Below are 25328 nucleotides of genomic sequence, written 5' to 3' on the forward strand. Positions count from 1 at the left end.
GCTAGTCCGGCAAGACGATCTCGGACTCGCCGGGCACGCGGAAGTATGTTTCGGTGAGCCCGGTGAGGCGACGCTCGAGGGCGCGGGTGATGGCGCCTTCCTCCATGCGCCAGCGCCAGTTGGCGCCCACGGTCGAGGGGGTGTTGGTGCGCGCTTCGTTGCCAAGGTTGAGAAGGTCCTGCATGGAGTAAATGCAGGTATCGGACACGGAGGCGGCGATGGCGCGGTTAAGGGCGTCGGCGATGGTCTCGCCCTCGGAGGGACGCAGGTAGTCGAGCGCCTGCTCGCGGACGCGCGCGGTGGCGGTGCCCTCGAACCAGCCGCGGGCGGTCTCGTTGTCGTGAGTTCCCACGTAGGCGATGGTGTTGCGGCTGTAGTTGTGGGGCAGGTAGTAGGAGTTGCTGCCGCCGTCGAAGGCGAACTGCAGGATCTTCATGCCCGGGAAGCCGGAGCCGTCGCGCATGGCGATGACCTCGGGCGTAAGGAAGCCCAAGTCCTCGGCGATGAGCGGCAGATCGCCCAGGTCCTCCTTGAGCTTCTGAAAGAAAGCGAGGCCGGGGCCTTTGGTCCAGGAACCGTAGCTCGAGTCGGGGGAGCCGAAGGGGACTTCCCAGTAGGCCTCGAAGCCGCGGAAGTGGTCGAGGCGGACGACGTCGTACATGGCGAGGGCGTCGCGCATGCGGCCCTCCCACCACGAATAGCCGTCGGCTGCCATAGCGTCCCAGTTGTAGATGGGGTTGCCCCAATACTGGCCGGTTGCCGAGAAGTTGTCGGGGGGCGTTCCCGCGACGCTGAGCGGCGTGCCGTCATCGCCCACCTTGAACAGCTCGGGGTTGGCCCACATCTCGACCGAGTCGCGCGAGACGTAGATGGGCATGTCGCCGATGATGAGGATGTCGTGCTTGTTGGCGTAGGCCTTGAGGCGTGCCCACTGGCGAGCGAAGAAGTACTGCGTCATGTGGTGATAGGTCATGCGCTCGGGGTGGTCGGCCGCGATGGCTCGAGAGGCCGCGCCGGGGCGGCGGGCTTCCTCGGGCCACTCCCAGAACGCCTTGAGGCCGTATTCCTCCTTGGTGGTCATGAACTCGCAGTAGGGGTCGAGCCAGGAAGCGTTCTTCTCGAGGAATTCCGCGTAATCGGCCGGCGGGTTTTTGGCGAAGCGGGTCGCGGCGATGTCGAGGATGTGGCGGCGGCTGATGAAGATGCGGCCATAGTCGATACAGGAGGGGTCGTTGCCCAGATCAATGCCGTCGAGGTCGGAGGGGGTGAGGTAGCCGTCGCTCATGAGCTCGGCGATGTCGATGAGGTTGGGGTTGCCCGCCCGGGCCGAAAACGACTGGTAGGGCGAGTCGCCGTAGCTGGTGGTCGTGAGCGGCAAAATTTGCCAGTAGCGTTGTTTGCACGTGTTAAGGAAATCGACGAATCGGTAAGCAGATTCGCCAAACCCGCCAATACCGCCCGGCCCGGGCAATGCTGACACGGGCAGAAGAACGCCGCTGGTACGTCCCATAATCGGTTCCTTTCTACGATTGCATATCCAAAACTTGTAAAAGACAGATAAAGCATGGTGCTCGTATCATACCGTAACATGTTTAAACAAGCTACAGAGCGGGTGAAATGCCAATTTTTGCCCGCAAGTGGCGGAAAAGGGCAACGTCGCTGGATTCTCCTGTGGATATACGGATCTGAGGGCGCCCCGCAGAGATGCTTCGCACCACAAGTCGAGGTTATGCACGATTTAATCCGGGCCGGGCGAGTAGCCGGGCCCTTGGCGCTTGCGCTTGCGCAGGTAGATGAGGTGCCGATTTTCGGCTACTCGGCTCAGTCGAGTTAAATCGTGCATAACCTCGACTTCTCATTTTGGAGCCCGCTAAGTAGCCACAGAGACCCGCATCTACCGCCGGCGTAAAGCGTCGGCGCGAAAACCGATATGTCGGGCAACGCGTGAATTGGCGCGCTAAACTATTCATTTGGCAACAACGCCGCCGAGCGCGGCCCAACAGATAGGAGCAACAATGGCAGAGGACGCCAAGCAGTACGCACTGGACATGCACAAGCAGTGGAAGGGCAAGATCGAGGTCGTCGGCCGTGCCCCCATCACCACCCCCGAGGAGCTCGCCGTTGCCTACACCCCCGGCGTCGCCGAGCCCTGCCTCAAGATTCAGGAGAACGTCGACGACTCCTACACCTACACCCGCCGCGGCAACCTCGTGGCCGTGGTGACCGACGGCTCCGCCGTCCTGGGCCTGGGCAATATCGGCCCCGAGGCCGGCATGCCCGTTATGGAGGGCAAGTGTGCCCTCTTTAAGACCTTCGCCGACGTCGACGCTTTCCCCCTGTGCATCCGCTCCAACGACGTGGACGAGATCGTCCACACCGTCGAGCTTCTGGCCGGCTCCTTCGGCGGCGTGAACCTCGAGGACATTAGCGCCCCGCGCTGCTTCGAGATCGAGCGTCGCCTCAAGGAGGTCTGCGACATCCCCGTCTTCCACGACGACCAGCACGGCACCGCCGTCGTGACCTGCGCCGCCCTTATCAACGCCTGCCGCCTGACCGGCCGCGAGATCTCTGACATCAAGGTTGTCTTCTCCGGCGCCGGCGCCGCCGGCATCTCCATCGCCCGCCTCATGAAGCGCATGGGCGTGAAGGACATCATCATCTGCGACCGCAAGGGCGCTATCTACGAGGGCCGCGACGGCCTGAACCCCGTCAAGGAGGAGGTCGCCACCTGGACCAACCAGAGCAAGGTGGCCGGCGACCTCGCCGAGGCCGTCAAGGGCGCCGACGTCTTCGTGGGCGTCTCGGCTCCCGGTGCGCTCACCCAGGACATGGTCCGCACCATGGCCGCCGACTCCATCATCTTCGCCTGCGCGAACCCCGTGCCGGAGATCATGCCCGACGAGGCCCTGGCCGCCGGCGCCGCTGTTGCCGCCACCGGCCGCTCCGACTTCCCCAACCAGATTAACAACGTCCTGGCCTTCCCCGGAATCTTCCGCGGCGCCCTTGACGTGCGCGCCTCCGACATCAACGACGACATGATGGAGGCCGCCGCCTACGCCATCGCCGGCCTGGTGGACGACGAGCACCGCTGCGCCGAGTACGTCATCCCCGGCGCCTTCGACAAGCGCGTCGCCCCCGCCGTGGCCGAGGCCGTGGCCGAGGCTGCCCGCAAGTCCGGCGTCGCCCGCCTCTAGGCGAGAGACCCGCGGCCCGCAGCCGGGCCGCGGCCGCACGGCCCACGGCCGCACGGCCCAGCCGCTGGCAAGAAACCCGCACGCAAGAAGCGCGTCGCCCGAACCCGGACGGCGCGCTTCTTTTTTTGCGCCGCGATGCGCCGTGGTGCGCTGTTGACGCGCCCGGTTTTGCATCATGCAATTGCCAGCAAGGCGCACAACAAGAAGGAGAACATCATGAACGCCAAGAACATCCAGAACAACGCCCAGCTTTCCGACGCGGCCCTCGACGACGTCTTCGGCGGCAGCATCGGCTGGACCCAGATTTTCAACGCCGCCGCGGCTTCGGTTCCCGCAATGGGCGAGCCGCAACTCGCCTTCCCGCACTTCCCGCACCGCCCCCACGACCTCATCAAGCCCAAGAAGTAACGGCCGTTCGCGCGACACACCGCGCAACCGCCGGACACTAAAGCCTCTAGCGCGAATCCGTTTACCGTAAAGCTTGCAGATCTTATGCGACACGACTCGGCGCATAAGAAACCCAGGGCCGGAAGCCAAGCGCTCCCGGCCCTATTTCGCGCGCGGGCAGCAGCGCGGGGCGGCAGCGCGTGGCGGTAAGGGCGAGGTGGGGCGTCTATGCGCCCTCGGCCTCGATTGAGCGAATCAATGCCTGCCCAATGCGGTGAGGGATGCCCACGACGAGCGCATTGCCCATGCAGAACGCGCGGCGCCCGTCGCTCATGCCCGTGTTAGTCCATCCGCGCGGGAAGCCCTGGAGCTGGTCTAGCTCGTCCGGCACGAGGCGGCGATAACGGCCGTCCTCGCACTTGATCACATGCTTGAAGCGCGACGCTCCGCGCCCGCCCTCGCCGGTGAGGATCGTGCGCGAAGGCCTATTGGTAGCGTCGGGGAACGCCATGGCGCCTTCGGAATAGGTGTACTCGTAGCCTGTCTGCTTGTTTACGCGCTTCTCGCGCTTGGCACCCTTGAGGTACTCCCACTGCGGCAGCTTGTCGGGCTCGATGAAGAACTTCTCGGGCACTTCCGACTCGTTAACAAGCACATCGCCCAAGGTCAGGCGCTCGCCGCTGTAGGCTTCCGTGACCTTTGCCGTGGCGCAGCGACCGTCCTGCATGATGCCCGCCTCCATGAACGGGGAGACCTTCGCGCGGGCGCCCTTGTTAAAGGACTGCGTGGCCTCGTAGGGATCCTCGGGGATATCGACGTAGTTAATCTCCTCAGGCTGCTCGATGGGAAATGCCTCGGCCATGACCCCCGAGGTCAGACGCTCGGAGAGATTCCAGTCCTCGCCCGTAAGGCGCGCAAGGATGTAGGTGCGCTTTCGGCGCTGCGGGAAGCCGTACTCGCCGGAGTTGATCACTCGCCACTCAACCGAATACCCAAGCTCGTTCAGGCACGAGAGAATGATGGCGAAGTCGCGCCCGCGCTGCGTCGCAGGGCTCTTGAGCAGGCGGTCGACGTTCTCGAGCAGCACGTAGCGCGGCTGCTTCTTCGGCCCCTTCATGCGCAGGAAGTTGTAGATGTCCCACCAAAGGACGCCCTTCTTGCCCTCGATGCCGCCCGCCTGCGAGAGGGGCTTTGCGACCGAGTAGTCCTGGCAGGGGAACCCGCCGACCACCATGTCGACATCTGGGATTTCGCACTCACCGCGCTTGAACTGCTCGATCACCTCGTGAATGTCCTCGTTGACCACGGAGCCCTCGCCGAAGCGGGTGCGGTAACAGGACGCCGCGAACTGCTTGGACTCTGTTCCGGGCGGCTCCCACTGGTTTGCCCAGATAGTCCGGTACGGTCCGGCTGAGGGGAGGTTCATGTTCGGCCGCGCTGAGTCGTGGTACCCCTCGAGCCCCAGCCTAAAACCGCCGACGCCCGCAAAGAGCTCGGCCACCTTGATTTCGCTCATCACGTTTCTCCAATCGCTGACTGTGATGAATGCTCGATCATGATAGCCGATCCGCCGGACAAGATTAAACGACACTTAGGACACTGCCTTCGCGATTTCGTCGGCCAGGTATGACTGGTTCAGCCAGAAGCATTTCTTTACAACGGGGGCGCCATGGGGTTGGGGCAGCGTGTCCTTGCCGTCTCGTCCGTGGGGGCGAACGTGACAGCAGCGGTTTTCGGTTGACTTGGCCGAAAGGTCCGCGCGGCCGTCGCGCACGTTCCTGCGCATCTGGTCATAACAGCGTTTTGCCTCATCGAGGTCACTGTCCGGCATCTGCCAGAAGCAGATGTCGCTGAGTCGGTAGTTGCCGTCGTCGTCCTCGCGATACAGTACGAAGAGGTACTTTTGCTGCAGGTAGCCGTAGAAGTTCGAGTTCTCGAATTCGGTCTTTTCGAGCTCGAAGTAGTCAAAGCAGGGGAATGACACGGCTTCCTTCGGGCGGCCGCTTCGCATGAGTCGAATCGTCTTCGGAACAATGCCGGCCTTCATGAACTCGGCGATTTGGTTGTTGTCGTCGACGCCGAGGATGCGACGCGTGATCCGGGCGCAGAGGTGCTTCGAATTGCTGAGGCCGAACTCCTCTTGCAGCTCCTGCTCCGTCTTGCCGAAGTGAGCCGAGAAACGGTCACGCACAAGGCTCAAAAGGTCGAGATTCTTCTCGCCCTCTGAGCGGGGGAGCGTCTCCATCTGCTTTAGGAGCCCCCGCTGAACCGTGGTCATGTACGAGGCCTTGAGCGCCCACGCACGAGGTTTGGCCGGCACGTCCGAAAATGGCTGCTCTCGGCGAACGGCGCTGTTTGCTGCCTTTGTGCAGGCCTCAAGATACATGGTGTCAGAGCCTGAGATTTCCTCCGCGTGACCTGCGCAAACTTTGTCGTAAATGGTTTGCCAGTCGGCCCTGATCTGCGGCAGGTCCTCCTTGGGGATGCCCCACTCGGCGACCGACTTGATGACATAGTCGATGGGGTTCGCGTCTTCTTCGTATTGGTAGGTGACAAGGAGCATGTCGGAGCACTTCTCGGCAAGGTGGCTGTGCTCAAAGTCCTTCTCGGCGGGAAGCGACATGTAGTCGATCATGCCGAGTACCAGGCGCTCCTTGGCGGCGGTTTCTGTGCGCTTGCCTTTCTTGACCGTCTTGATCGGCGTGGCCTTGAGCTCGAGTCCGACCTCGCTGAAATCTGCATGTGAGTCGCTGTTCGGGGTGTAGCCGAAGTAGTACTCCTCGATGGCGTTTCCAAATGACCCGCGGCGCTTGTGAGGGTCGGCGAGCTCGCCTGCGTCGGTCACCTCACGCAGGGATTTGCCGACAAGCCGCTGTGCATACTCGATGATCGAGTCTTTGTTGCTTCTGTCATAGACCCGGTCGATATTCTTGCCCATCTGCATCTCCCGACTTTTGGTGGGTCAGCCGCCTCGGTTCATTGTCGCGCAGCCATCTTGGTTGCTTAAGATACGTTTCCGGGAGAGGGGGCGTTTTTGTCTCGAGGCCTATTTAGGCCCCCGCCGAAGCTACCCCCGCCCGCCGTCCGGGCGGTTGACGACGACGATGCCGGCGCTCACCAGCGCGAGGGCGGCGACGGCGAGCGCGGGGTTCAGCACGTTGGTCTCGCCGAGGAGGATGGCCGAGAGGATCGCGCCGAAGACCGGGTTCATAAAGCCGAAGACCGCGACGCGCGAGGCGGGGTTTGCGGCCAGGGCGGCGGACCACAGCGAGTAGGCTGCGGCGCTAATAAAGCCCAGGTAGGCGAGGAGCGCGTAGGCCGCGATCGGGTTTGTTCCCGCGGCCGGGGCCACATGTCCGCCCATCGCCGCGCCCACGGCGAGCATCACGGCGCCGCCGATGACGAACTGCCATCCCGAGAGTAGGACCGGGTCGTGGCCGGCCGCCGCGTAGCGCTTGCACAGGTTGCTCGACGTGGCCGCGGCGAAGGTCGAGAGGAAGACGAGGCCCTCCCCGTCGAGGCGCAGGCTTAAGCTGCCGCCCGCGATGTCGCCGAGCTTGACCATCAGCACGCCCGCAAAGCCGAGGGCGCAGCCGAGGGCCTTCTTGCCGCTCATCGTCTCCGTGCGGAACACGAAGGCCGCGAGCAGCACGATCAGAAACGAGTTGCTCGCCTCGATGATGGAGCTCGTCACGCCCGCGCAGCGAGAAAGGCCCACGTAGAAGAAGAGATACTGCAGGATGGTCTGGAATATCGAGAGCTTGGCGGCGGGTGCCCAGTCGCGGCGGGCGGGGACGAAGGGACGTCGGCGCGCGATGCTCATGCCGAGGACCACGAGGGCGCCCGAGATGAGGAAGCGCTCGCCGGCGAACGCGATGATGGTCGGCACGTCGGCGGAATCGATGCCAAAGAGGCCGTAGCCGATCTTTACGCACGGGAACGCGGAGCCCCACAAAAGGCAGGCGCCGAGGCAGGCGAGCACGAGGCCCGGCGTGGTGGCGAGGAAGGGTTTCTTGCCGGGTCGGGCGGCGTTGGGGCTGGTGCTGGGGTTGGGGCTGGTGCTGGTCACGGGCGGTCCTTTGCTGGGTCAGGTTTTCCGGCGTTTATCTTAGCGCGTGCGCCGCCGGCTGCCGGTTGTTGGTGGGGCGGCCGTTGGATTTTGGGCCAAAGGAGGGGGTTTGCCCCTCCTGGCGAGGCTTGGATGGCACAAGTCGAGGTTATGCACGATTTAACGGGACCCGGGCAAGTAGGCCGATGGCGGTGCACCTCGTTTACCTGCGCAAATGCAAATGCGTTTGGCTCGGCTACTCAGCTCATTCGAATTAAATCGTGCATAACCTCGACTTTTGGATTTCGGGCGGCCCGAAGCGGCCATTTTTGCGCGTTTCGGGCCGTTTTGACCGCGCGGGGCCTCGCCTGTGCACGGCTCCGACGCACTCGGCCTCGCCCGCGCACGGCCGCGCGGATATGATGGAGGCGACCAAACCGCTTCGAGGGGGGAGAAGATGGCGCTGATCGACGACGTTCGCGCGTTCGTGCCTGGATGCGAGCAGGAAGAGACCGACCGCGCGCTGCTGCTCGCGTGCCTCGAGCGCGACCCGGAGGTTGGGCGGCGCGCCTCGCTCGCTCACCTTACGACCTCGGCGTGGACGGTCGACGCCACCGGCACGCAGACCCTGCTTTGCTACCACAACATCTACGATTCCTGGAGCTGGGTGGGCGGCCATGCCGATGGCGAGCTGGACCTTGCGGTCGTCGCCGCGCGAGAGCTCGCCGAGGAGACGGGCGTCGCGAACGCGCGCCTGTTCACGGACGGTTTGCCCGCCGGCGCCATCTTCTCCATCGAGGCGCTGCCCGTCGCCGGCCACGTCAAGCGCGGCGCGTACGTGAGCTCGCACGTGCACCTTAACGTCACGTACCTCCTTGTGGCCGATCCAGCCGAGGCCACGGCCTCAAAGCCCGACGAGAACAGCGGTGTGCGCTGGGTCCCAATCGACGACCTGCTCACCCTTTCCGACGAGCCCTGGATGTGCGAGCGCGTCTACAAGAAACTGATCGCGCGCACCAAGGCCCTGCTCGGTGGCGTCATTTCGTAAAGGACAAAGAGCGCTACAGCAATTCCGCCCTAGTAACCCTCCGGCCCATCACTGATCCCTTGAATCGGCCCTTCCGTACGGTCGATTTGGGTTGCGAAGAGGCTTGCACGAACCAAACTTCCGCGAGTGTGCACCTTAATTTGAGCGGGTTGGGTAGAAGCGTGATTTTGCCCATGCTTTCCTGCGAAAACACCGCTGATTTTGCGCTGCTACTCGGCCAGTCGGAATTAAGGTGCGCACTCGTAGGAGTTTGTGCGGCTTTGGGATATCTAGACGCGGACAGGCCGCCTACCGCAACAAAAAACCGCCCCGTCGCGCAGCCAGGCGCGGCGGGGCGGGCAAGAAACGCGTGCAGATTGACGGCCGCGGGCGCGCTACTCCGTAAAGTACGCGACGCCGCCCTCGATCAGCGGCTGGTACTTGTTGCCGGGGACGTTCTTGTAGAGGCCGGAGCCACTGCGCTCGGTGTGGCCCATCTTGCCGAGGACGCGGCCGTCCGGGCTGGTGATGCCCTCGACGGCGAGCACGGACCCGTTGGGGTTGACGTCCAGGCTCATGCCGGGCTGCCCGGCCTCGTCCACGTACTGCGTGGCGATCTGCCCGGCGGCCTCAAGCTGGGCGAGAAGCTCGGGCGACGCGACGAAGCGGCCCTCGCCATGGGAAATCGCGATGTTGTGCAGGTCGCCGACCTCGCACTTGGACAGCCACGGCGAGAGGTCGCTCGCCACGCGGGTGCGCACGAGGCGGCTCTGGTGGCGGCCGATGGTGTTGAACGTGAGCGTCGGCGCGTCGGCCGTGGCGTCCACGATGTCGCCGTACGGCACGAGGCCAAGCTTGATCAGCGCCTGGAAGCCATTGCAAATGCCCAGCATAAGGCCGTCGCGGGACTGCAGCAGCTCGCGCACGGCCTCGGTGACCTCGGGCGCGCGGAAAAACGCGGTAATGAACTTGGCCGAGCCGTCCGGCTCGTCGCCGCCGCTGAAGCCGCCGGGGATCATAACGATCTGGCTCTCGCGGATGCGGCGCGCGAGCTCGTGGGTGCTCTCGGCCACGGCCGCGGGCGTCAGGTTGTTGATGACGAGGACGCTCGGGTCGGCGCCGGCGCGGCGGAACGCGCGCGCGGTGTCGTACTCGCAGTTGGTGCCGGGGAAGACCGGGATCACGACGCGCGGGCGGGCGACGTGGATGGCCGGCGCGGGGCGAGAAACGCCCTGCTCAGCGACGCGATAACTCACGGCGTCGACGTTCTCGCCCTCGCCGCGGTACGGGAACACGCTCTCGATGGCGCCCTCCCAGGCCTCCTGCAGCTCGGCGAGGTCGATCTTCTCGCCGCCGGCCACGAACTCGTAGGCCTCGGTGGTGGTGCCAAGCACGTAGCCGGTCACGCCGTCGTGCAGCGCCGGGATCTGCGCGTCGTCGGAAAGCTCTACGACGAAGCTGCCGTAGCCCGGGCAGAAAAGCGCCTCGGCCATAAACGACGGGTCGCACTCAAGGCCGATTCTGTTGCCGACGCACATCTTAAAGAGCGCCTCGGCCGCGCAGCCGTAGCCCAGCGTGGAGACGGCAAGGGCGCTTCCGTTGCCGATAAGCTCCTCCACGATGTCGTAAAGGGCCAGCTCAGAGGTGGCAAGCGGCGTCATACCGTCGCCGTCGTAGTTGGGGTTGAGCATGATGGCCTTGTGGCCTGCGCCCTTAAACTCGGGCGAGGTCACGCGCTCCACCTTGCCGAGGCCTGTGGCAAAGCTCACGAGGGTGGGCGGCACGTCCAGGTCCTCGAAGCTGCCGGACATGGAGTCCTTGCCGCCGATGGAGCCGATGCCCAGGTCAACCTGGGCCGTGAGGGCGCCCAGGACCGCGGCCATCGGCTTGCCCCAGCGCTCGGGGTCGTCGCGGAGCTTCTCGAAGTACTCCTGGAACGTGAGGTAGAAGCCCTCGTGCTCAAAGCCGGCGGCCACAAGGCGGCTCACGGACTCAACGACGGCCAGGTAGGCGCCGGTGAACTGGTCGGCCTCCATGAGGTAGGGGTTGAAGCCCCAGGCCATGCCGGAGCACGTGGTGGTCTCGCCGTCCACGGGGAGCTTGGCGGCCATGGCCATGGCAGGCGTGAGCTGCGTCTTTCCGCCGAAGGGCATGAGGACCGTGGCCGCGCCGATGGTGGAGTCGAAGCGCTCGGAGAGGCCCTTGTTGGAGGCCACGTTGAGGTCGGTCACCAGCGCGCGGAACTTCTCGGCCAAGGTGCCGCCGGCCCAGTCCAGGTCGTACTCCTTGGGCATGGCCACGTGGACCTCCTGGTCCTTGGGCGCGCCGTTGGAGTTCAGGAACTCGCGGCTCACGTCGACGATGGTCTTGCCGTTCCAGTCCATGGTCAGGCGCGGCTCGGCGGTGACGGTTGCCACGGGCGTGGCCTCGAGGTTCTCCTCGCGCGCGTAGGCAAGAAACTCGTCCACGTCCTCGGGCGCCAAGGCCACGGCCATGCGCTCCTGGGACTCGGAGATGGCAAGCTCGGTGCCGTCGAGGCCCTCGTACTTCTTGGGCACGGCGTTGAGGTCGATGTGCAGGCCGTCGGCCAGCTCGCCGATGGCCACGGACACGCCGCCCGCGCCGAAGTCGTTGCAGCGCTTGATCAGGCGGCAGGCGTCCTCGCGGCGGAACAGGCGCTGGAGCTTGCGCTCGATGGGCGCGTTGCCCTTCTGGACCTCGGCGCCGTCCTTCTCGATGGACTCGACGTTGTGGGCCTTGGAGCTGCCGGTGGCGCCGCCGATGCCGTCACGGCCGGTGCGGCCGCCCAGAAGCACGATGACGTCGCCGGGGGCGGGGCACTCGCGGCGCACGTGGCTGGCCGGGGTGGCGGCCACGACGGCGCCGATCTCCATGCGCTTGGCCACGTAGCCCGGGTGGTAGAGCTCGGAGACCTGGCCCGTTGCCAGGCCGATCTGGTTGCCGTAGCTGGAGTAGCCGGCCGCTGCCGTGGTCACGAGCTTGCGCTGGGGGAGCTTGCCCTCAAGGGTCTGCGAGACGGGCACGGTGGGATCCGCGGCGCCGGTCACGCGCATGGCCTGGTAGACGTAGCTGCGGCCCGAGAGCGGGTCGCGGATGGCGCCGCCGATGCAGGTGGCCGCGCCGCCGAAGGGCTCGATCTCGGTGGGGTGGTTGTGGGTCTCGTTCTTAAAGAGGTAGAGCCAGTCCTCGTCCTGCCCGTTGACGTCGACCTTGCACTTGACGGTGCAGGCGTTGATCTCCTCGGATTCGTCGAGGTTCTTGAGGATGCCCTTGGCCTTGAGGTACTTGGCACCGATGGTGCCCATGTCCATGAGGCAGATGGGCTTCTCGTCGCGGCCGAGCTCGTGGCGCATGGAGAGGTAGCGGGAGAAGGCGTCCTTGACGCGCGGGTCGCCGGAGAGGATGTGGTGCAGGCGGGTGCCGAAGGTGGTGTGGCGGCAGTGGTCGGACCAGTAGGTGTCGATCATCTTGATCTCGGTGATCGTGGGCACGCGACCCTCGCCGGCAAAGTACTCCTTGCAGAACTTGATGTCCGCGAGGTCCATGGCAAGGCCGCGCTCGGAAATGAAGCCCGCGAGCTGGTCCTCGTTCATCTCGAGGAAGCCGTCGAGGACCTCGACCGGCTCGGGCTCGGGAACCTTTGCGGTCAGGGTCTCGCGGGTCTCGAGGCTGGCCTCGCGGGCCTCCACAGGGTTGATGACGTAGTGCTTGACGGCCTCGACGTCTGCGGGCGCGAGGGAGCCCTCCAGCACGTAGACCTTGGCGGAGCGCACGGTGGGGCGCTCGCCCTGGCTGATCAGCTGGATGCACTCGGCCGCGGAGTCGGCGCGCTGGTCGAACTGGCCGGGCAGGAACTCCACGGCAAAGACGGATGCGCCCTCGGCCACGGCAGGCATGGCCTCGGTCGCGGTATCGGTCTGCGGCTCCGAGAAGACGGTGGGCACGCAGGAGGCGAAGAGCTCCTCGTCGATGCCCTCGACGTCGTAGCGGTTAATGATGCGCAGGTTGGCGACGTCGTCGATGCCGAGCAGCTGGCGCAGCTCGCGCTCGAGCGACTTGGCTTCGCCGTCGAATCCGGGCTTCTTCTCGACGTAGACGCGAGAGACCATAGGGCGAACCTCCTGGACGAGGATGTGCGGTGACTGACCCATTCTACGGCAAAAGAGCTACCGTTCACCGATAAAACAGCAGGTCGCGGGCCACACATTTTGTTTGGCAGCATGACAAGGGGGTAGTGGGTTTTGCGCGCGGCCTCGAGCCGGGACGACTTCAGGTGCTCGCGAACAGCTCGGCCGACATTTCCGGGACTAAATCCGAGATTGCTGAGTAGCGTCTGTTCGCCAACTGGGCAAACGTGGCTAAAACAACCGTTTGTACTCGCTGAATCGGAATTTAGTCCCGGAAAAGTCGGCCAAAGTGATTTTGCGGCGTGACGGCGGCGCACTGACGGCCGCGCGCCGCAAAAAAGAAGGGCGCCGAAGCGCCCTTCTCGCTAGAAGGACTTGGTGATGGTGTGCCAGTAGGTATCCGGATTTTTCTTCAGCTTCTCCGGTTTGAAGCTCTTGTTGCAGTTGGGGCAGTGGCATACCGTGACTTCATAACTGAGTCGCCCTAACGTGGTGCTGGAGAAGTACTCCATCCAGCTCTCTTCGAAGATCTCGGCGCCGCATTTGGGGCAATAGAACCTCTCGGTGGTCGTGAAGCCGTTCTTGTCGACGGTGGCGCCGCTGTAGTCGAGGCTCGCGCCGCCGTCACCGCCCGCCACCTCGTCCAGCACGTCGTCGTTCAGGGGGAGCGCCTGGTCCTTCTCGGTCATTTTGGGTCATCCTTTCGGTTGGAGACTGCCTTCGATGTCCGTAATGTATCCATCGCGGCGCATCAATAGCGCACCACGCGAAAAATATTACGGCGACGGGTTTGCCAAGTCGGAATTTGGTCCTGGTAAAGTCGGCAGACGTGATTGTGCGGCACGGTGGCGGCACGGTGGCGGCACGGCGGTGACGAGATGCGACGACGCGGATGCGGCTACAGCACGACGCCGAGCACGACCATGGCGGCAATAAAAGCGCAGGTCAGGCCAATAGCCACGAAGTCTTGCGAGCAAACGCGCTGCTCGTGAAGGTGGGTGCGGCCCTCGCCGCCCTCGTAGCAGCGGGCATCGAGTGCGCGGGCCAGGCCGTCGGCGTGGCGCAGGCCGCTTGCCAGCAGCGCGACGACCACGGGCACGATGGCGCGGACGCGCCGCACGGGGCCGCCTTCGTCGAAGCCGCCGCCGCGCATGGCCTGCGCGTCGAGGATGGCCGAGGCCTCGTCGGCGATGGTCGGCACGAAGCGCAGCATAAGGCTAAAGACCATGGCGATCTCGTGCGCTGGCAGCCCGAGGCGCGCAAGGGGGCTCAGCATGGAATCGAACGCGTCGGAAAGCGCGGTCGGCGTCGTGGTGAGCAGGATGAGCGACCCCAGCATGAGCGCGAGCCCGAAGCGCACGGTATAGAGCACGGCCGCCCAAACGCCGCCCTCGGTGATGCGCAAAGGCCCCGCGACCAGCAGTTCGTTGCCCGTTTGCACAAAGACAAGGTTAAAGAGCGAGAGTACGCCGAGAAAGATCACGAGCGGCTTGACCGACTCGGCCACGCGCTCGGCAGGGACGCGCGACGCGGCGACGACGGCGAGCGTAAAGGCCGCGCCGAGCGCGAGCTGGGCCGCGTTGCCCGCGCAGAACAGCGCAATGAGCGCGGCGAGCGTGCAGCAGAACTTGACGCGCGCGTCGAGCGCGTGGATGGGGGAGGCGGCCTCGAAGTACTGGCCAACGCGCAGCTTAAATGCCATTGCCGCTCGCCCCCTCGGTCGCGTTGAGTGCCTTCGCGAGCGCCTCGATGGTAGGCGGGTCGCCCAAGGGGGCATGTCCTGCCGTCTCGAGCCCGCGCGCATGGGCCAGCGGCTTCGGAATGCCAAGACCACATGCCCTGAGCTGCGCTTCGTTTGCCCGCGAGAAGACCTCGGCGGGTGCCCCGTCGGCGATGACGCGCGACTGGTCGAGCACGACGACGCGATCGGCGCGCGCGGCGTCGTCCATTGAGTGCGTGACCTGCACGAGCGTGACGCCGTGGCCCCGCAGGTCGGCAAGAAGCTCGCGCAGGCGGGCGCGGCCGCGCGGGTCGAGGCCGGCCGTTGGCTCGTCGAGGATGAGCAGCTCGGGCTCCATGGCGAGCACACCGGCGATGGCGGCAAGGCGCCGCTGCCCGCCGGAAAGCTCGAAGGGAGAGGCGCCGCGCTTCTCGCCAAGGCCGACGAGCTCGAACGCGTGGTCGACGCGCCGCGTCACCTCGTCGGCCGAAAGCCCCAGGTTGCGGGGGCCAAACGCCACGTCCTCGGCCACAGTCTGCGCAAAGAGCTGTCGCTCGGGGTGCTGCATCACGTAGCCGACCATGCGGCGGACCTCGCGTTGCCCGCGCTTCTTGGCGGTGCTCACGCCGGCCACGGAAATGCTGCCGGCGTCGGGCGCCTCGAGGCCGCACATGAGGCGCAGAAGCGTCGACTTGCCGGAGCCCGTCTGCCCGACGATGGCCACAGACTCGCCGCGGCGCACGGAAAACGTAACGTTATCCAGGGCTTTCTTGCCCTGGCCGTAAGAGTAGCCGACGCCGCGGACCTCGCAGACGCTCGGGTGTCCGGCGGCCGTTGCCGCGCCGCCCGCGCCCGCCGCGCCCGCGCCCGCCGCGCCCGCGCCCGCCGCGCCCGCGTCGCCCGCCGCGCCCGCGTCGCCCGCCGCCCGCCGCGCCCGCGCGAGCCGCATCCGGAACGGCAGCTCGAGCCCCAGCGCGTCTATCGCCGCGGCGTTCTTCTCGCAAAACACCTGCTCAGGCACACCGTCGAGCGCAATGCGCCCGCGCTCCATCACAATAACGCGGTCTGCCTCGAGCGCCTCGTCCATAAAGTGCGTCACGTGCACGAGCGTGGTCCCGGCCGCGGCCAGCCGCCCCATGACGCGCAGAATCGCCTCGCGCCCGCGCACGTCCAGCAGCGACGAGGGCTCGTCCAGCACGAGCACCTGCGGCTCCATGGCGAGCGCGCCCGCGATGCACACGCGCTGCCGCTGCCCGCCGCTCATGCGCGAGGGGTCGCTCGTCGCGCGGTCCAGAAGCGCCACGCGCCGCAGCTCGCGCTCCACGCGGGCGCGGATCTGGTCGCGCGGCAGCCCCAGGTTCTCGGGCCCAAAGGCCACGTCATCGGCCACGACGCTGGTCACAATCTGGTCGTCCGGGTTCTGGAACACGAGGCCAAGCTCCCGCCGCGCGCGCCGATACGCCTCGAGGTCCGCGCCCCCGTCCGCCGTGCGCACGCGCTCGCCCACGAGCTCGACCGCTCCCTCGTCGGGGGCAAGAAGCCCGCAGATGACGCTCGCCAGCGTTGACTTGCCCGACCCATTGGCGCCGAGCACGCACACGCGCTGGCCGGCGGCGACCTCGAGGGTCACGTCGTCCAGTGCGCGCACGTCTCCGTAGCGCAGGGTAACGTGTTCAAGTTTGATGGGGGAGCCGCTCATTGCCCGGGCCTCGTGCGGCCGCTACTTGCCCAGGACCTTGGACACCGGCCCCTGCACAAGTGCCGTGACCACGCAGTTGATGGCCACCTTAAGCACGTTGAACGGCAAGAGGATCGGCACGATCATGCCGATGACGGCCTCGGTCGTCACGGCGGTGTAGAGCGGGGTCACGATGATGTTCATCACCACGCAAACGGCGAGCGTGACCATGGCGCCGACGCCCATGCCCAGCGCGAGCCCGCGCGGCCCCTCCACCTTGCGCGCAATAACCGAGCACGGCACGACGAGGGCCACGTTTGCGGCGACGGCCATCAGCACGCCCCACGGGTTGAACGCGAAGATGAGGTGCAGAAGCCACGAGAGCACGACCACGATGGTGCCCGTGACCGGCCCGAACGCGAGGCCCGCGACCAGCGCGATCACGCAGGACGGGTCGTACTTGAGCCACGCCGCCGGCGGGAAGATGGGGATCTCGATGAAGCTCGCAATGAGCGAGAGCGCGCAGAAAAGCGCCGTCACCGCGATGCGGCGGGTCGACCACCCCGCGCCGGCGGTGGTGGAGTGCGTGTCGTGCGACATTGCGTTGGAAGCAGCCATTTCGGCCTCCGTTTCTTCCGTCCGGACTGTAACCGTTGGTCCTGGATTCTCACCAGGTCGACCGCGTATTCGCGGGTCGCGGACTTCGCGCCTTCCGCGCGTTACCGCCAGTGGGGAATTTCGCCCCGCCCTGAAACTGTCGCCGAGCACTATATCACTTGCGTGTGAGGGAATCTATGTGCAAAGGCAAACCCGGTAAGCTGCCTGATATAATCGGCCGAGTGCGCAATTGCGAACGCATGGCGCCGCATCTGATGCCCTAACGAAAGGATCGCATGTCCGAAAGCGACAGTCCCCTCGAATGGAAGCTTCGTGCCATCGTCGGCGAGGATAACCTGCTGGTAGACGAGCCGATGAGCGAGCACACGACGTTTGAGGTGGGTGGCCCCGCCGACTTCTACGCAATCCCCGAGGACTTCGACGAGGTCCGCGACGTCATCGCCGCCTGCAAGGACGCGGGCGCAAACTACTTCGTGCTGGGCTGCGGCTCGGACCTGCTCGTGTCCGACGAGGGGTACCGCGGCGTCATCGTGGCCGTGGCCGACGGCCTCATGGGCGTGTCCGTCGAGGGCGACGAGATGTGCTGCCAGGCCGGCGTTGGCCTGCGCGAGGCCTCCGAAATGGCCTGTGAGCTGGGGTTTTCCGGTCTCGAGTTTGCGTGCGGCATCCCGGGCTCGGTGGGCGGCGCGTGCTTTATGAACGCGGGCGCGTACGGCGGCTGCATGGCGGACGTGCTCAAGGAGGTCCGCGTGCTTCTTGCCGACGGAACCGTGGACGACGTGGCCGTGGCCGACCTGGAGCTGGGTTATCGCCACAGCCGCATCGCCGACGAGGGCTGGGTCGTGCTCTCCGCCACCTTCGATTTGGACCGCGGCGACCCCGAGAAGATCCGCGAGACCATGGACGACCTCACTCGCCAGCGCGAGGAGAAGCAGCCGCTCGAGCTGCCCAGCGCCGGCTCCACCTTCAAGCGCCCCGAGGGCTACTTCGCCGGCAAGCTCATCACCGACGCGGGCCTCAAGGGCTACCAGTTCGGCGGCGCGGCCGTTAGCAAGAAGCACGCCGGGTTCGTGGTCAACGTCGACCACGCCACCGCGGCCGACGTCCACGCCGTGATCGAGCACGTCCAGGACGAGGTCGAGCGCCAGTTCGGCGTCCGCCTCGAGCCCGAGGTCCGCTTCCTGGGGTAGAACCACCGCCGACGAGGCCAAATCTGCGATGCGCCGACTGCCGCCAACCAAAAAACCGGGATGGCGGCAGTTTTTTGAGGACCGGCCGAGTACACCCGTGCCTTCGCGCTACAAAACCGCAGGTAGATGAGGTGCTCAAAAATCGGATACTTCGCCCTCGCCGAAAAAACTGCCGCCATCCCGGTTTTTTTGGTTGGCGCAGCTCCGAAAAGCGCGCCCTGTGCCTAAAAGCGCCCCCCTTGCGCCGCCGCGGCTGCATTTCTATGCCAATCAAAAAATAATTGCGACGTTTTTAAGTCCATGAGAGAATAAGTCGCATCAAAGACGTGCGGCGGGAGAAGGAATCCATGGACACACAGCGTTGCCGCGAGTTCGTTGTGCTCGCTCAGACCTGTAACTACCTGCAGGCCGCCGATCAGCTGTTCATCTCGCAGTCGTCGCTCTCGAAGCACATCAAGTCGCTCGAGCGCGAGCTGGGCGTGGAGCTCTTCAAGCGCACCACCCGCCGCGTGCAGCTCAGCGACCAAGGACGCATCTTCCTGCCGTTCGCCCGGAAGCTCGCCTCAGTGGCGCACGACGCCGAAGTCGCCTTGGCCGACGCAGCCGACAATAGCCGCCGTATCATCGATATCGGCTCGATTCCCGTGATGGTGCCCTATGGCATCACGGCGTTGCTCCACAGCTTCGAGCGCAACCATCCCAACATGCGCCTGCGCATCACCGAGGGCGAGGCCGACCAGCTCAAGGGCATGTTGCGTAATCGCCGCCTTGACCTGGCTTTTATTCGCGAGTGGGACGGTGACGTGCGCCTCGATGGCGGCGATGAGGAGTTTGCGACCTCGGCTTTTGCCGCCGACAGGCTCGCGGCCGTGCTGCCCTCCGGCCACTCGTTGGCAGCGCGCTCGTCCATCAGCCTCTCCGAGCTCGCCAACGAGGAGTTCCTGCTTTTGCCGCAAGGCACCGTGATGAACGAGCTCATCATGGACGCCTGCGCCGTCGAGGGTTTTGTCCCCGAGGTGCGCTACCGGGGCACGCGTGCCGAGAACATCATCGACCTCGTGGCGCGCGGCATGGGGGTCTCGCTGCTTATGCGCACCCCCGCCGCGTACCTGACGCGCGCGGCGGTCTCGATCGTGGACCTGGAGAACCCCATCGTCACGCAGATCAAGGTCTACCGCCTGCGCGACCGCGACCCCTCTCCCGAGACGCTGGAGTTCCTTGAGCACATCTCGCTCGCCGACAGGCGGCAGGGGTAGGGCCGTCGTCCAAGCGCCTCGCTGCAAGCAGCGTCTGGAACGGAATAAAACCATCGCCAACTCGAATTGCTGCGGAATAAGTCTCTCCATACGATGAACCCAGTACGAGACTTTAGACAGGAGACGGCCATGGTCATCGACGCAAATATGTACTGGGTCCCCGAGAGCCTCTTTACCAACGAGGAGGTCCTCGCGCGATTTGTGGGAGAGGCGCCGCAGGACGAGAGCACGCGCGTGTATCTTAAGGACGAGGGCGGCGTCCGCCAGGTCGTCGTCGAGAAGCCCGCGGGCTACCCGGCCCTCAACTACGCGCAGGGCGACTACGTGCTCGAGCGGATGCTGGCCGACATGGACGAGGCCGGCGTGGACGTCGCGGTGCTCAAGGTCCCCGGCGCCAACGAGTGGATGAGCCTCGATACCTGCAAGTTCTTTAACGATGGCATGGCCGAGTACGCGCGGCTCTCGGGCGGCCGCATGGTGCCGCTGGCCGTTATCCCGGCCCTCGACTTTACCCCCGCCTGCGCAGCCGAGCTCGGCCGTTGCCTGGGCGAGCTCGGCTTCGCCGGCGTGCAGCTCTGCAGCCACTACGGCGACAAGTACCTTGACGACCCCGCTTTCGCCCCGCTCTTCGAGTGCCTGAACGAGCACGGCGCCACGGTCTATGTCCACCACGTCCCCGTGCCGGTGGACTGCGCCTCCATCGTTGCCTACAACAACCTCCGCCGCAGCTACGGCCGCGTGCAGGATCAGGTAACCGCCGTTGGCCGCGAGCTTTTCTCCGACTTCTTCGAGCGCTATCCGCGCATCCGCATGGTCCACTCCATGCTGGGCGGCGCCTTCTTTGCCGTGTCCGAGATGCTGCTGCCCAAGCCGTCGAAGCGCGCCGATGCCGTGCAGCGGTTCCAGACCGACGACGGCCAGCTCGCCGCCCGCCTGCGCGAGCACGTGTTCTTTGAGATGAGCCACGCCCAGCCTTGGGGCGCAGAGCAGCTTGCCTGCGCCGTCAAGACGCTCGGCGCTGATCACGTCGTTTTTGGCACGAGCTATCCCGTGCGCCGAGAGTGGCTGCTGGACGGCCCGGCCTTCGTGCGCGGCCTGGGCCTCTCGGAGCAGGACGAGGCCCTTGTACTCGGCGGCAACGCCCGCGCGTTGTATAACCTTTCGTAGCCGTTGCCCGGGGAAGGGGAGAGCCGATGCTTGCAGGAGCCGGAAAAGCCGAGATAGACCTCGAGGGCGTCTTGCCCTTCGACGGTTTCTGCAGCGCGCATGACCCCCTGTGCGTGCGCGCCGTGGTCATGCAGAACCCCGACGACACCCGCGCCTGCCTGCTCTCGGTTGACGCCACCTCCCTGCGCGACGATGCTCCGATGCGCGAGGCCGCCGTGCGCGCCGTGGGGTGCCCGCCGGCGGACGTCTGGGTCACGGTGACCCACACGTTCAGCGCGCCGCACGTGCGCACCCCCGGCCACCTCAAGAACGACGACGAGCGCGAGCGCAACAAACGCCTGGCTGCAAGCTTTGCCTCGGCGGTTCTGAAGGCCTGCGCCGCGGCCGTCGAAAGTCTCGTGCCCGCCCGCCTGCAAACCGCGCGAGGGACCTGCTCGGTCAACGTCAACCGCGACGTCGAGACCGAGGCCGGCTGGTGGCTCGGCGTCAACCCCGACGGCTTCTCCGACCGCACGGTGCGCGCCGCGCGCCTGGTCTCGACGGATTCCGAGAGGCGCATCGTCGCCACGATCTACTCCGCCGACGTGCAGCCGTCCGTGACGCAGGGCTTGCAAGACGAGAAGGGGCTCTTCTTGGTGAGCTCCGACCTTGCCGGCGAGGCGTCGCGCCTGCTCGAGGAGCGCCATGGCGGCGTGGCCGTCTTCCTTGTGGGGACCGCCGGCGACCAGGCGCCTCGAGCGAAGGGCCCCGAAGCTCTCCGCGAGCTTGGGCGCGCGCTTGCGGCGGAGGTCGATGAGGCGCTCGCGGGCGCGAGGCCCGTGCGCGCCGACGCGATTCTGCTCTCCTGCGCGACCATCACCGTCCCGGCCCAGCGCATCGCCGAGTTCGGGAGCCTTGTCCCGACGCGCGCCTACGAGTTCGTGCCGGATGGCACGGCTGACCTGGTGATTTTTGTCGCCCGCCTCGGTGACCTTGCTGTTTTTGGTGTTCAGCCCGAGCTGGACAGCTCCTTCGGCGCCCGCCTGCGCGAGGCTGCGCCGGGCCGGCTCGAGATCCTCACCATGGTCAACGGTGCCGCCAAGTACCTTCCCGGCTCGGCGTCGTACGATCGGATCACCTACGAGGCCATGAACTCACGCTTTGCCCGCGGCGCGGACGAGCTTCTTGCCAAGGCCGTGCTTGAGCTTGCAGAACGGCCGCGCCCGGCTAAGGCCTGACGCCGCCACCCGCCGCCCGCCGCCGCTTGCCGCCCCGCCGCCCGCCGCCGCTTGCCGCCCCGCTGCCGCTTGCCGCTCACCGCCGCTTGCCGCTCACCGCCGCTTGCCGCTCACCGCCGCTTGCCGCCCGCCCGTCATCTTCGAAGGAGGCCCACATGAATATCGGATCCGCCCGCCGCATGCTGACTCCGCAGTCCGGGGAGGTCTACCTCATCGGTTATCGCAACCTCGAGAATCGCCTGCATCCCGCCACGGGAGTCTACGACGACGTCTTTGGCAACGCCCTCTACTTCGAGGACGCCGGCAAGGAGCTCTTCGTCTTCTCGTGCGACTTCCTCGAGATCGACGAGGACACCTCCGAGGACGCCAAGACCCTCCTGCACGACCGCTACGGCATCGACCGCGATTGCGTGCTGCTCTGCGCCACGCACAACCACACCAGCGTGGTGGCTTATCACCGCACGTGGTGGACCGGCAAGTTCGACCAGGCATATTACGACTGGTTCCTAGAGACCGTTTGCTCGGCTCTTGAGGAGGCCCGCGGCAACGCCCGCCCTGCCACCTGCCGCGTCGGCAAGCAAGATGTCCTCGGCTGGTACAACAACCGCATCACGAACGAGCCGGCGGACCAGGAGGTCATCGTCGTCGAGTTCTTCGACGAGAACGGCACGGCCTTCGCCGGCTTCGTGAACTGGGCCACGCACAGCGCCACCTGCGGTAAAGACGAGACGCGCCTGAACAGCGAGTTCGCGGGCATGACGAGCAAGAAGCTCGAGCCGCTCCTCGGGTTTTACCCGGCCATGATCGTGGGCGCGGCGGGCGACTGCTCAAACCGGAATCTTCGCCAGGGCACGGGCGTCGAGGAGGCCGACCGCATCTCCACGGGCATCGCTCCCCAGATCGCCGCCATCCCCGTGGAAACCGAGGTGCCTCTGGACGGCATCCGTGTCCAGACCCTTTTCCACACCGTGCACAATAAGGGCGGCCACCTGGATATTCGTGGCTGCGTGATCAGCTTGGGCGGCCTGCACCTCTTTGTGGCGCCGCTCGAGTTCGGCGCCAAGCTCGGAAAGCAGATGAAGGCGGCGTGCCCGGTAGAGGGCCTCGTCTTTGGCTACACGGGCGGCTACTACGAGTATTGGCTGCCCGAGGACGAGTATGGCCTCTCTTTTGAGACGAAGAAGTCCATCGTCCCCAAGGGCAATCCCGAGATCTTGGCCGCAAAGTACATCCAGGCGAGCCGGTTGCTGGGATAGCCGCCTGACATCTAATTTGTTGCCGGTTCTTGCCCGGTCGTCTTACCGGCAACCTAAGCCCCCCACAGACCCCCGCATGCGACGAAGGTTTCCCAGACGCATGCGGGGATTCTTTTCGTTCCTCGTTCTCGAATAAATAGCTTCGCAACTTGAATTGCTGCAGGTTAAAGGCCTTTTTAACATCAAATTAGAAGGTTTGTGCCCTCGTGCGCAACAACGTGCGAAGGTTGCGGCAGCGTCGCGATCGGAAAGGGGGAGAGCCGGGGCGCCTCCGCCGCGCAAAAGGGTCGAATCCAACAGCAAGAGCATCAAACGAGAAAGGAATGAATCATGAAGGGAAAGGGTAAGCTGCTCCCCGTCGTCCTCTGCGGGCTCCTGTCGGTCTCTATGGCCGCTTGTGGTCAGGCGGCGGGCACCTCCGGCGGGGCGACGGCCGGCGGCGATCGGGCGTCGGTCGCGTCCTCCTCGGTCAGCAGCATCTACGGAACGGCCGATACGGAGGGCTTCACCACGCTCAAGGCGTTTCTCGACGAGGGGCAGGCGCAGCCCGGCGGCGAGGTCGCCTATACCGGAAGCGTCAAGGTGAGCCTCACGCAGGACGGCCAGGCCGTGTCCGCGGACAAGATCGACCTGTCGAACGCGTACGTCTCGCTTGACGACGGCGACGGTTACGTGACGGACGACTTCGTGTTCTCCGGCGCGCACAACGACATCAAGCTGGAGGACGGGCTGATCACCTATGCCCTGAACACTGGCGACATTACCTGGAACAACTATGACTACCCCGTCGGTGAGGGCGGCCTGGAGTGGAGCTGCATCGGCGGCGACGGCGCCGGCAAGTACGTCTTCAACATGAGCCTGCACGGCGTTTCTTACGACGGCAAGGAGGTCGACGCCATTCCGTTCGAGGTCACGGTGTACATCTACGGCCGCGAGTTCTCCGCGACGGCCTCGCCGCAGAATCCCTCCGGCTCGCGCTGGGGCGCCGGTGGCTACGACAGCGTTGAGCTTATCGACGGTACCGAGGACCTGTCCGCGGCGCCGGCGAACGACACGGACGCCCCGGTGTTCACGTGGGCGAGCGACACGGGGGCGGGCATCCCTGTCCTGTGTGACTACTCGACCAGCAAGGACGGGCAGCTAACGTTCGATGCGAGCGACGACTTCTATGTGTCGTGGCCGAAGGGGGTCGATGCCTCGGGCCTGAAGCCGGAGGACGTTACGATTACCTTGACCTCCGAGTACGGCGACGAGCTCGTGCTGCGCCCGACGACCGGGACCACGGCCATTCAGGAGTACACCGAGGAGGGCGGCGCGCAGATTCCGAACGGCGATTATCGCGTCTACACGAGCGAGGTCGCGACGCAGATCGACCTCACCTACGTGTACTGGCCCATGGCGCCGGTGTACAGCAAGATGAAGGTCTCCGTTGATGCGACCAATGTCAAGGGCGTCGACGAGAGCGTCGAGACCACCTATGACATCGCCTCCGTTTACACTCACCAGGTGCAGATGGGCGGCGGCCTGGACATCGTGGACACCACGGTAACCGTCAACGGCCTCTTCGGCCTCGACGGCATCGGGTCCATGAAGATCGGCAACGTGTACGAGGACCTTAGTTCCGACATCAAGTATTACTACGCGGTGACCGACCCCAACTCGCATGGGCCGCACGCGGACGCGCTCTATGTCCTTGGCGAGAACGACCAGGTAATCAGCGCGAACGATCTCGAAGAAGGCGCGAAGCTCGAGGACAAGGCCGCCTACTTTACGGCCGATACCAACAAGAACGTGCAGCTGCTCGGGCACAATGTCTTTGCCACGGACGATTCGGTTCCCGCGGGCCTCGAGGCGCAGAAGAAGGTTACCTATAACGGCGAGGAGCTCACGTTCACGCTGACGGCCGCGGGGAGGGCCGGCGGGCTCAAGGTGCCCGAGGGCGCCGAGACGCTCCCGGGTTACATCCTCTCCGCCAATGGCAACTACGATGATCACCAGAGATGGGGATGGCTGTACTTCAACAACGTCGATAAGGACGTTGCCTGGTATGAGGGCGAGACCGTGTCCACAACGCTTGACGCCGACTTCTCCGGGCTGGTTCCCGCAAAGTAATCGGCTCGTCATCCAAACTTAAGGGGCGTGGCCTTTCGGCCGGGCCCCCGAGCGGCAAAAAGCTCCGCCGGACATCCGATTCGGAGTTCGGCGGGGCTTCTCGCCGTTTTTGTTCGCTTCCTTGCGGGTGGATGCGTGCGTGGTATGCAGCGATTCGTGCCGCTGGCGGCTGTTTTGGGGGCGCCTTCCGCACAAAAACAGGGATGGCGGCAGTTTTTTGAGGACCGTCCGAGTACACCAGGTTTGGCACGGGACAAAACCGCAGGTAGAAGGGTTGCTCGAAATTCGGCTACTTTGCCGTCGCTCAAAA

18 protein-coding genes and 1 riboswitch are annotated in these 25328 nt (G+C 65.4%); of the genes, 9 read left to right on the plus strand and 9 right to left on the minus strand.

The window, feature by feature from the left end:
• Position 1: 1 nt before the first annotated feature.
• Positions 2 to 1510: a 4-alpha-glucanotransferase gene (malQ, locus tag U5709_RS07175; RefSeq protein WP_321970880.1), complete on the minus strand. Its 1509-nt coding sequence runs from the start codon at positions 1508 to 1510 to the stop codon at positions 2 to 4.
• Positions 1511 to 2015: 505 nt separating this feature from the next.
• On the opposite strand from malQ, the gene U5709_RS07180 reads away from it, so the two are divergent.
• Positions 2016 to 3194 carry an NADP-dependent malic enzyme gene (locus U5709_RS07180; RefSeq protein WP_321973095.1) on the plus strand — a complete coding sequence of 393 codons (1179 nt, stop codon included), beginning with the start codon at positions 2016 to 2018 and terminating at the stop codon, positions 3192 to 3194.
• A 216-nt stretch (positions 3195 to 3410) separates the two neighbouring features.
• Positions 3411 to 3602 carry a hypothetical protein gene (locus U5709_RS07185; protein WP_321973096.1) on the plus strand — a complete coding sequence of 64 codons (192 nt, stop codon included), beginning with the start codon at positions 3411 to 3413 and terminating at the stop codon, positions 3600 to 3602.
• Positions 3603 to 3807: 205 nt separating this feature from the next.
• Here U5709_RS07185 and dcm read toward each other — a convergent pair whose 3' ends face one another.
• From dcm to U5709_RS07200, 3 genes are all read right to left on the minus strand, one after another.
• On the minus strand, positions 3808 to 5097 hold the full coding sequence (dcm, locus tag U5709_RS07190; protein ID WP_321970883.1) for a DNA (cytosine-5-)-methyltransferase: 1290 nt from the start codon (positions 5095 to 5097) through the stop codon (positions 3808 to 3810).
• Positions 5098 to 5172: 75 nt separating this feature from the next.
• Positions 5173 to 6519, minus strand: a complete 1347-nt coding sequence (locus tag U5709_RS07195) for a Sau3AI family type II restriction endonuclease (RefSeq protein WP_321973097.1) — start codon at positions 6517 to 6519, stop codon at positions 5173 to 5175.
• Positions 6520 to 6648: 129 nt separating this feature from the next.
• A complete protein-coding gene (locus U5709_RS07200) occupies positions 6649 to 7650 on the minus strand; it encodes a DMT family transporter (protein ID WP_321970885.1) in 1002 nt (333 codons plus the stop codon).
• 436 nt (positions 7651 to 8086) lie between these two features.
• Here U5709_RS07200 and U5709_RS07205 point away from each other — a divergent pair, with 436 nt between their 5' ends.
• Positions 8087 to 8677, plus strand: coding sequence for an NUDIX hydrolase (locus U5709_RS07205; protein WP_321973098.1), 591 nt, complete (start codon positions 8087 to 8089; stop codon positions 8675 to 8677).
• A 374-nt stretch (positions 8678 to 9051) separates the two neighbouring features.
• On the opposite strand, the gene U5709_RS07210 is transcribed toward U5709_RS07205, so the two are convergent.
• From U5709_RS07210 to U5709_RS07230, 5 genes are all read right to left on the minus strand, one after another.
• On the minus strand, positions 9052 to 12786 hold the full coding sequence (locus U5709_RS07210) for a phosphoribosylformylglycinamidine synthase (RefSeq protein WP_321973099.1): 3735 nt from the start codon (positions 12784 to 12786) through the stop codon (positions 9052 to 9054).
• A 383-nt stretch (positions 12787 to 13169) separates the two neighbouring features.
• Positions 13170 to 13493: a hypothetical protein gene (locus tag U5709_RS07215; RefSeq protein ID WP_321973100.1), complete on the minus strand. Its 324-nt coding sequence runs from the start codon at positions 13491 to 13493 to the stop codon at positions 13170 to 13172.
• A gap of 209 nt (positions 13494 to 13702) precedes the next feature.
• The gene (locus U5709_RS07220; protein ID WP_321970888.1) at positions 13703 to 14506 is read right to left on the minus strand and encodes an energy-coupling factor transporter transmembrane component T; all 804 of its coding nucleotides are present in this window, start codon (positions 14504 to 14506) and stop codon (positions 13703 to 13705) included.
• A complete protein-coding gene (locus U5709_RS07225; RefSeq protein WP_321973101.1) occupies positions 14496 to 16223 on the minus strand; it encodes an energy-coupling factor transporter ATPase in 1728 nt (575 codons plus the stop codon). The genes U5709_RS07220 and U5709_RS07225 overlap by 11 nt, the downstream gene beginning before the upstream one ends.
• A 21-nt stretch (positions 16224 to 16244) precedes the next feature.
• Positions 16245 to 16820 (minus strand): ECF transporter S component, encoded by a 576-nt coding sequence (locus tag U5709_RS07230; RefSeq protein ID WP_321970890.1) that lies wholly within the window; start codon positions 16818 to 16820, stop codon positions 16245 to 16247.
• Between the two features lie 5 nt (positions 16821 to 16825).
• Positions 16826 to 16962, minus strand: a riboswitch (FMN riboswitch).
• Positions 16963 to 17095: 133 nt separating this feature from the next.
• Between U5709_RS07230 and murB the strand changes: the two genes are divergently transcribed.
• The 6 genes from murB (at position 17096) to U5709_RS07260 (ending at position 25018) form a co-directional block, all read left to right on the plus strand.
• Positions 17096 to 18010 carry a UDP-N-acetylmuramate dehydrogenase gene (murB, locus tag U5709_RS07235; RefSeq protein ID WP_321970891.1) on the plus strand — a complete coding sequence of 305 codons (915 nt, stop codon included), beginning with the start codon at positions 17096 to 17098 and terminating at the stop codon, positions 18008 to 18010.
• Between the two features lie 347 nt (positions 18011 to 18357).
• Positions 18358 to 19266, plus strand: coding sequence for a LysR family transcriptional regulator (locus U5709_RS07240; RefSeq protein WP_321970892.1), 909 nt, complete (start codon positions 18358 to 18360; stop codon positions 19264 to 19266).
• 129 nt (positions 19267 to 19395) lie between these two features.
• Positions 19396 to 20433, plus strand: a complete 1038-nt coding sequence (locus U5709_RS07245) for an amidohydrolase family protein (RefSeq protein WP_321973102.1) — start codon at positions 19396 to 19398, stop codon at positions 20431 to 20433.
• Between the two features lie 26 nt (positions 20434 to 20459).
• Positions 20460 to 21650 (plus strand): hypothetical protein, encoded by a 1191-nt coding sequence (locus tag U5709_RS07250; RefSeq protein WP_321970894.1) that lies wholly within the window; start codon positions 20460 to 20462, stop codon positions 21648 to 21650.
• A gap of 155 nt (positions 21651 to 21805) precedes the next feature.
• Positions 21806 to 22906 (plus strand): hypothetical protein, encoded by a 1101-nt coding sequence (locus U5709_RS07255; RefSeq protein ID WP_321970895.1) that lies wholly within the window; start codon positions 21806 to 21808, stop codon positions 22904 to 22906.
• A gap of 330 nt (positions 22907 to 23236) precedes the next feature.
• Positions 23237 to 25018 (plus strand): hypothetical protein, encoded by a 1782-nt coding sequence (locus tag U5709_RS07260; RefSeq protein ID WP_321970896.1) that lies wholly within the window; start codon positions 23237 to 23239, stop codon positions 25016 to 25018.
• The last annotated feature ends 310 nt before the right edge of the window (positions 25019 to 25328 follow it).

This window comes from Paratractidigestivibacter sp. (assembly GCF_963660155.1).
Classification (GTDB): Bacteria; Actinomycetota; Coriobacteriia; order Coriobacteriales; family Atopobiaceae; genus Paratractidigestivibacter.

Coding starts and splice junctions, on each gene's coding strand:
- malQ (WP_321970880.1), bottom strand. CDS start 1,510: ATGGGACGTACCAGCGGCGTTCTTCTGCCCGTGTCAGCATTGCCCGGG.
- U5709_RS07180 (WP_321973095.1), top strand. CDS start 2,016: ATGGCAGAGGACGCCAAGCAGTACGCACTGGACATGCACAAGCAGTGG.
- U5709_RS07185 (WP_321973096.1), top strand. CDS start 3,411: ATGAACGCCAAGAACATCCAGAACAACGCCCAGCTTTCCGACGCGGCC.
- dcm (WP_321970883.1), bottom strand. CDS start 5,097: ATGAGCGAAATCAAGGTGGCCGAGCTCTTTGCGGGCGTCGGCGGTTTT.
- U5709_RS07195 (WP_321973097.1), bottom strand. CDS start 6,519: ATGGGCAAGAATATCGACCGGGTCTATGACAGAAGCAACAAAGACTCG.
- U5709_RS07205 (WP_321973098.1), top strand. CDS start 8,087: ATGGCGCTGATCGACGACGTTCGCGCGTTCGTGCCTGGATGCGAGCAG.
- U5709_RS07210 (WP_321973099.1), bottom strand. CDS start 12,786: ATGGTCTCTCGCGTCTACGTCGAGAAGAAGCCCGGATTCGACGGCGAA.
- U5709_RS07215 (WP_321973100.1), bottom strand. CDS start 13,493: ATGACCGAGAAGGACCAGGCGCTCCCCCTGAACGACGACGTGCTGGAC.
- U5709_RS07220 (WP_321970888.1), bottom strand. CDS start 14,506: ATGGCATTTAAGCTGCGCGTTGGCCAGTACTTCGAGGCCGCCTCCCCC.
- U5709_RS07225 (WP_321973101.1), bottom strand. CDS start 16,223: ATGAGCGGCTCCCCCATCAAACTTGAACACGTTACCCTGCGCTACGGA.
- U5709_RS07230 (WP_321970890.1), bottom strand. CDS start 16,820: ATGGCTGCTTCCAACGCAATGTCGCACGACACGCACTCCACCACCGCC.
- murB (WP_321970891.1), top strand. CDS start 17,096: ATGTCCGAAAGCGACAGTCCCCTCGAATGGAAGCTTCGTGCCATCGTC.
- U5709_RS07240 (WP_321970892.1), top strand. CDS start 18,358: ATGGACACACAGCGTTGCCGCGAGTTCGTTGTGCTCGCTCAGACCTGT.
- U5709_RS07245 (WP_321973102.1), top strand. CDS start 19,396: ATGGTCATCGACGCAAATATGTACTGGGTCCCCGAGAGCCTCTTTACC.
- U5709_RS07250 (WP_321970894.1), top strand. CDS start 20,460: ATGCTTGCAGGAGCCGGAAAAGCCGAGATAGACCTCGAGGGCGTCTTG.
- U5709_RS07255 (WP_321970895.1), top strand. CDS start 21,806: ATGAATATCGGATCCGCCCGCCGCATGCTGACTCCGCAGTCCGGGGAG.
- U5709_RS07260 (WP_321970896.1), top strand. CDS start 23,237: ATGAAGGGAAAGGGTAAGCTGCTCCCCGTCGTCCTCTGCGGGCTCCTG.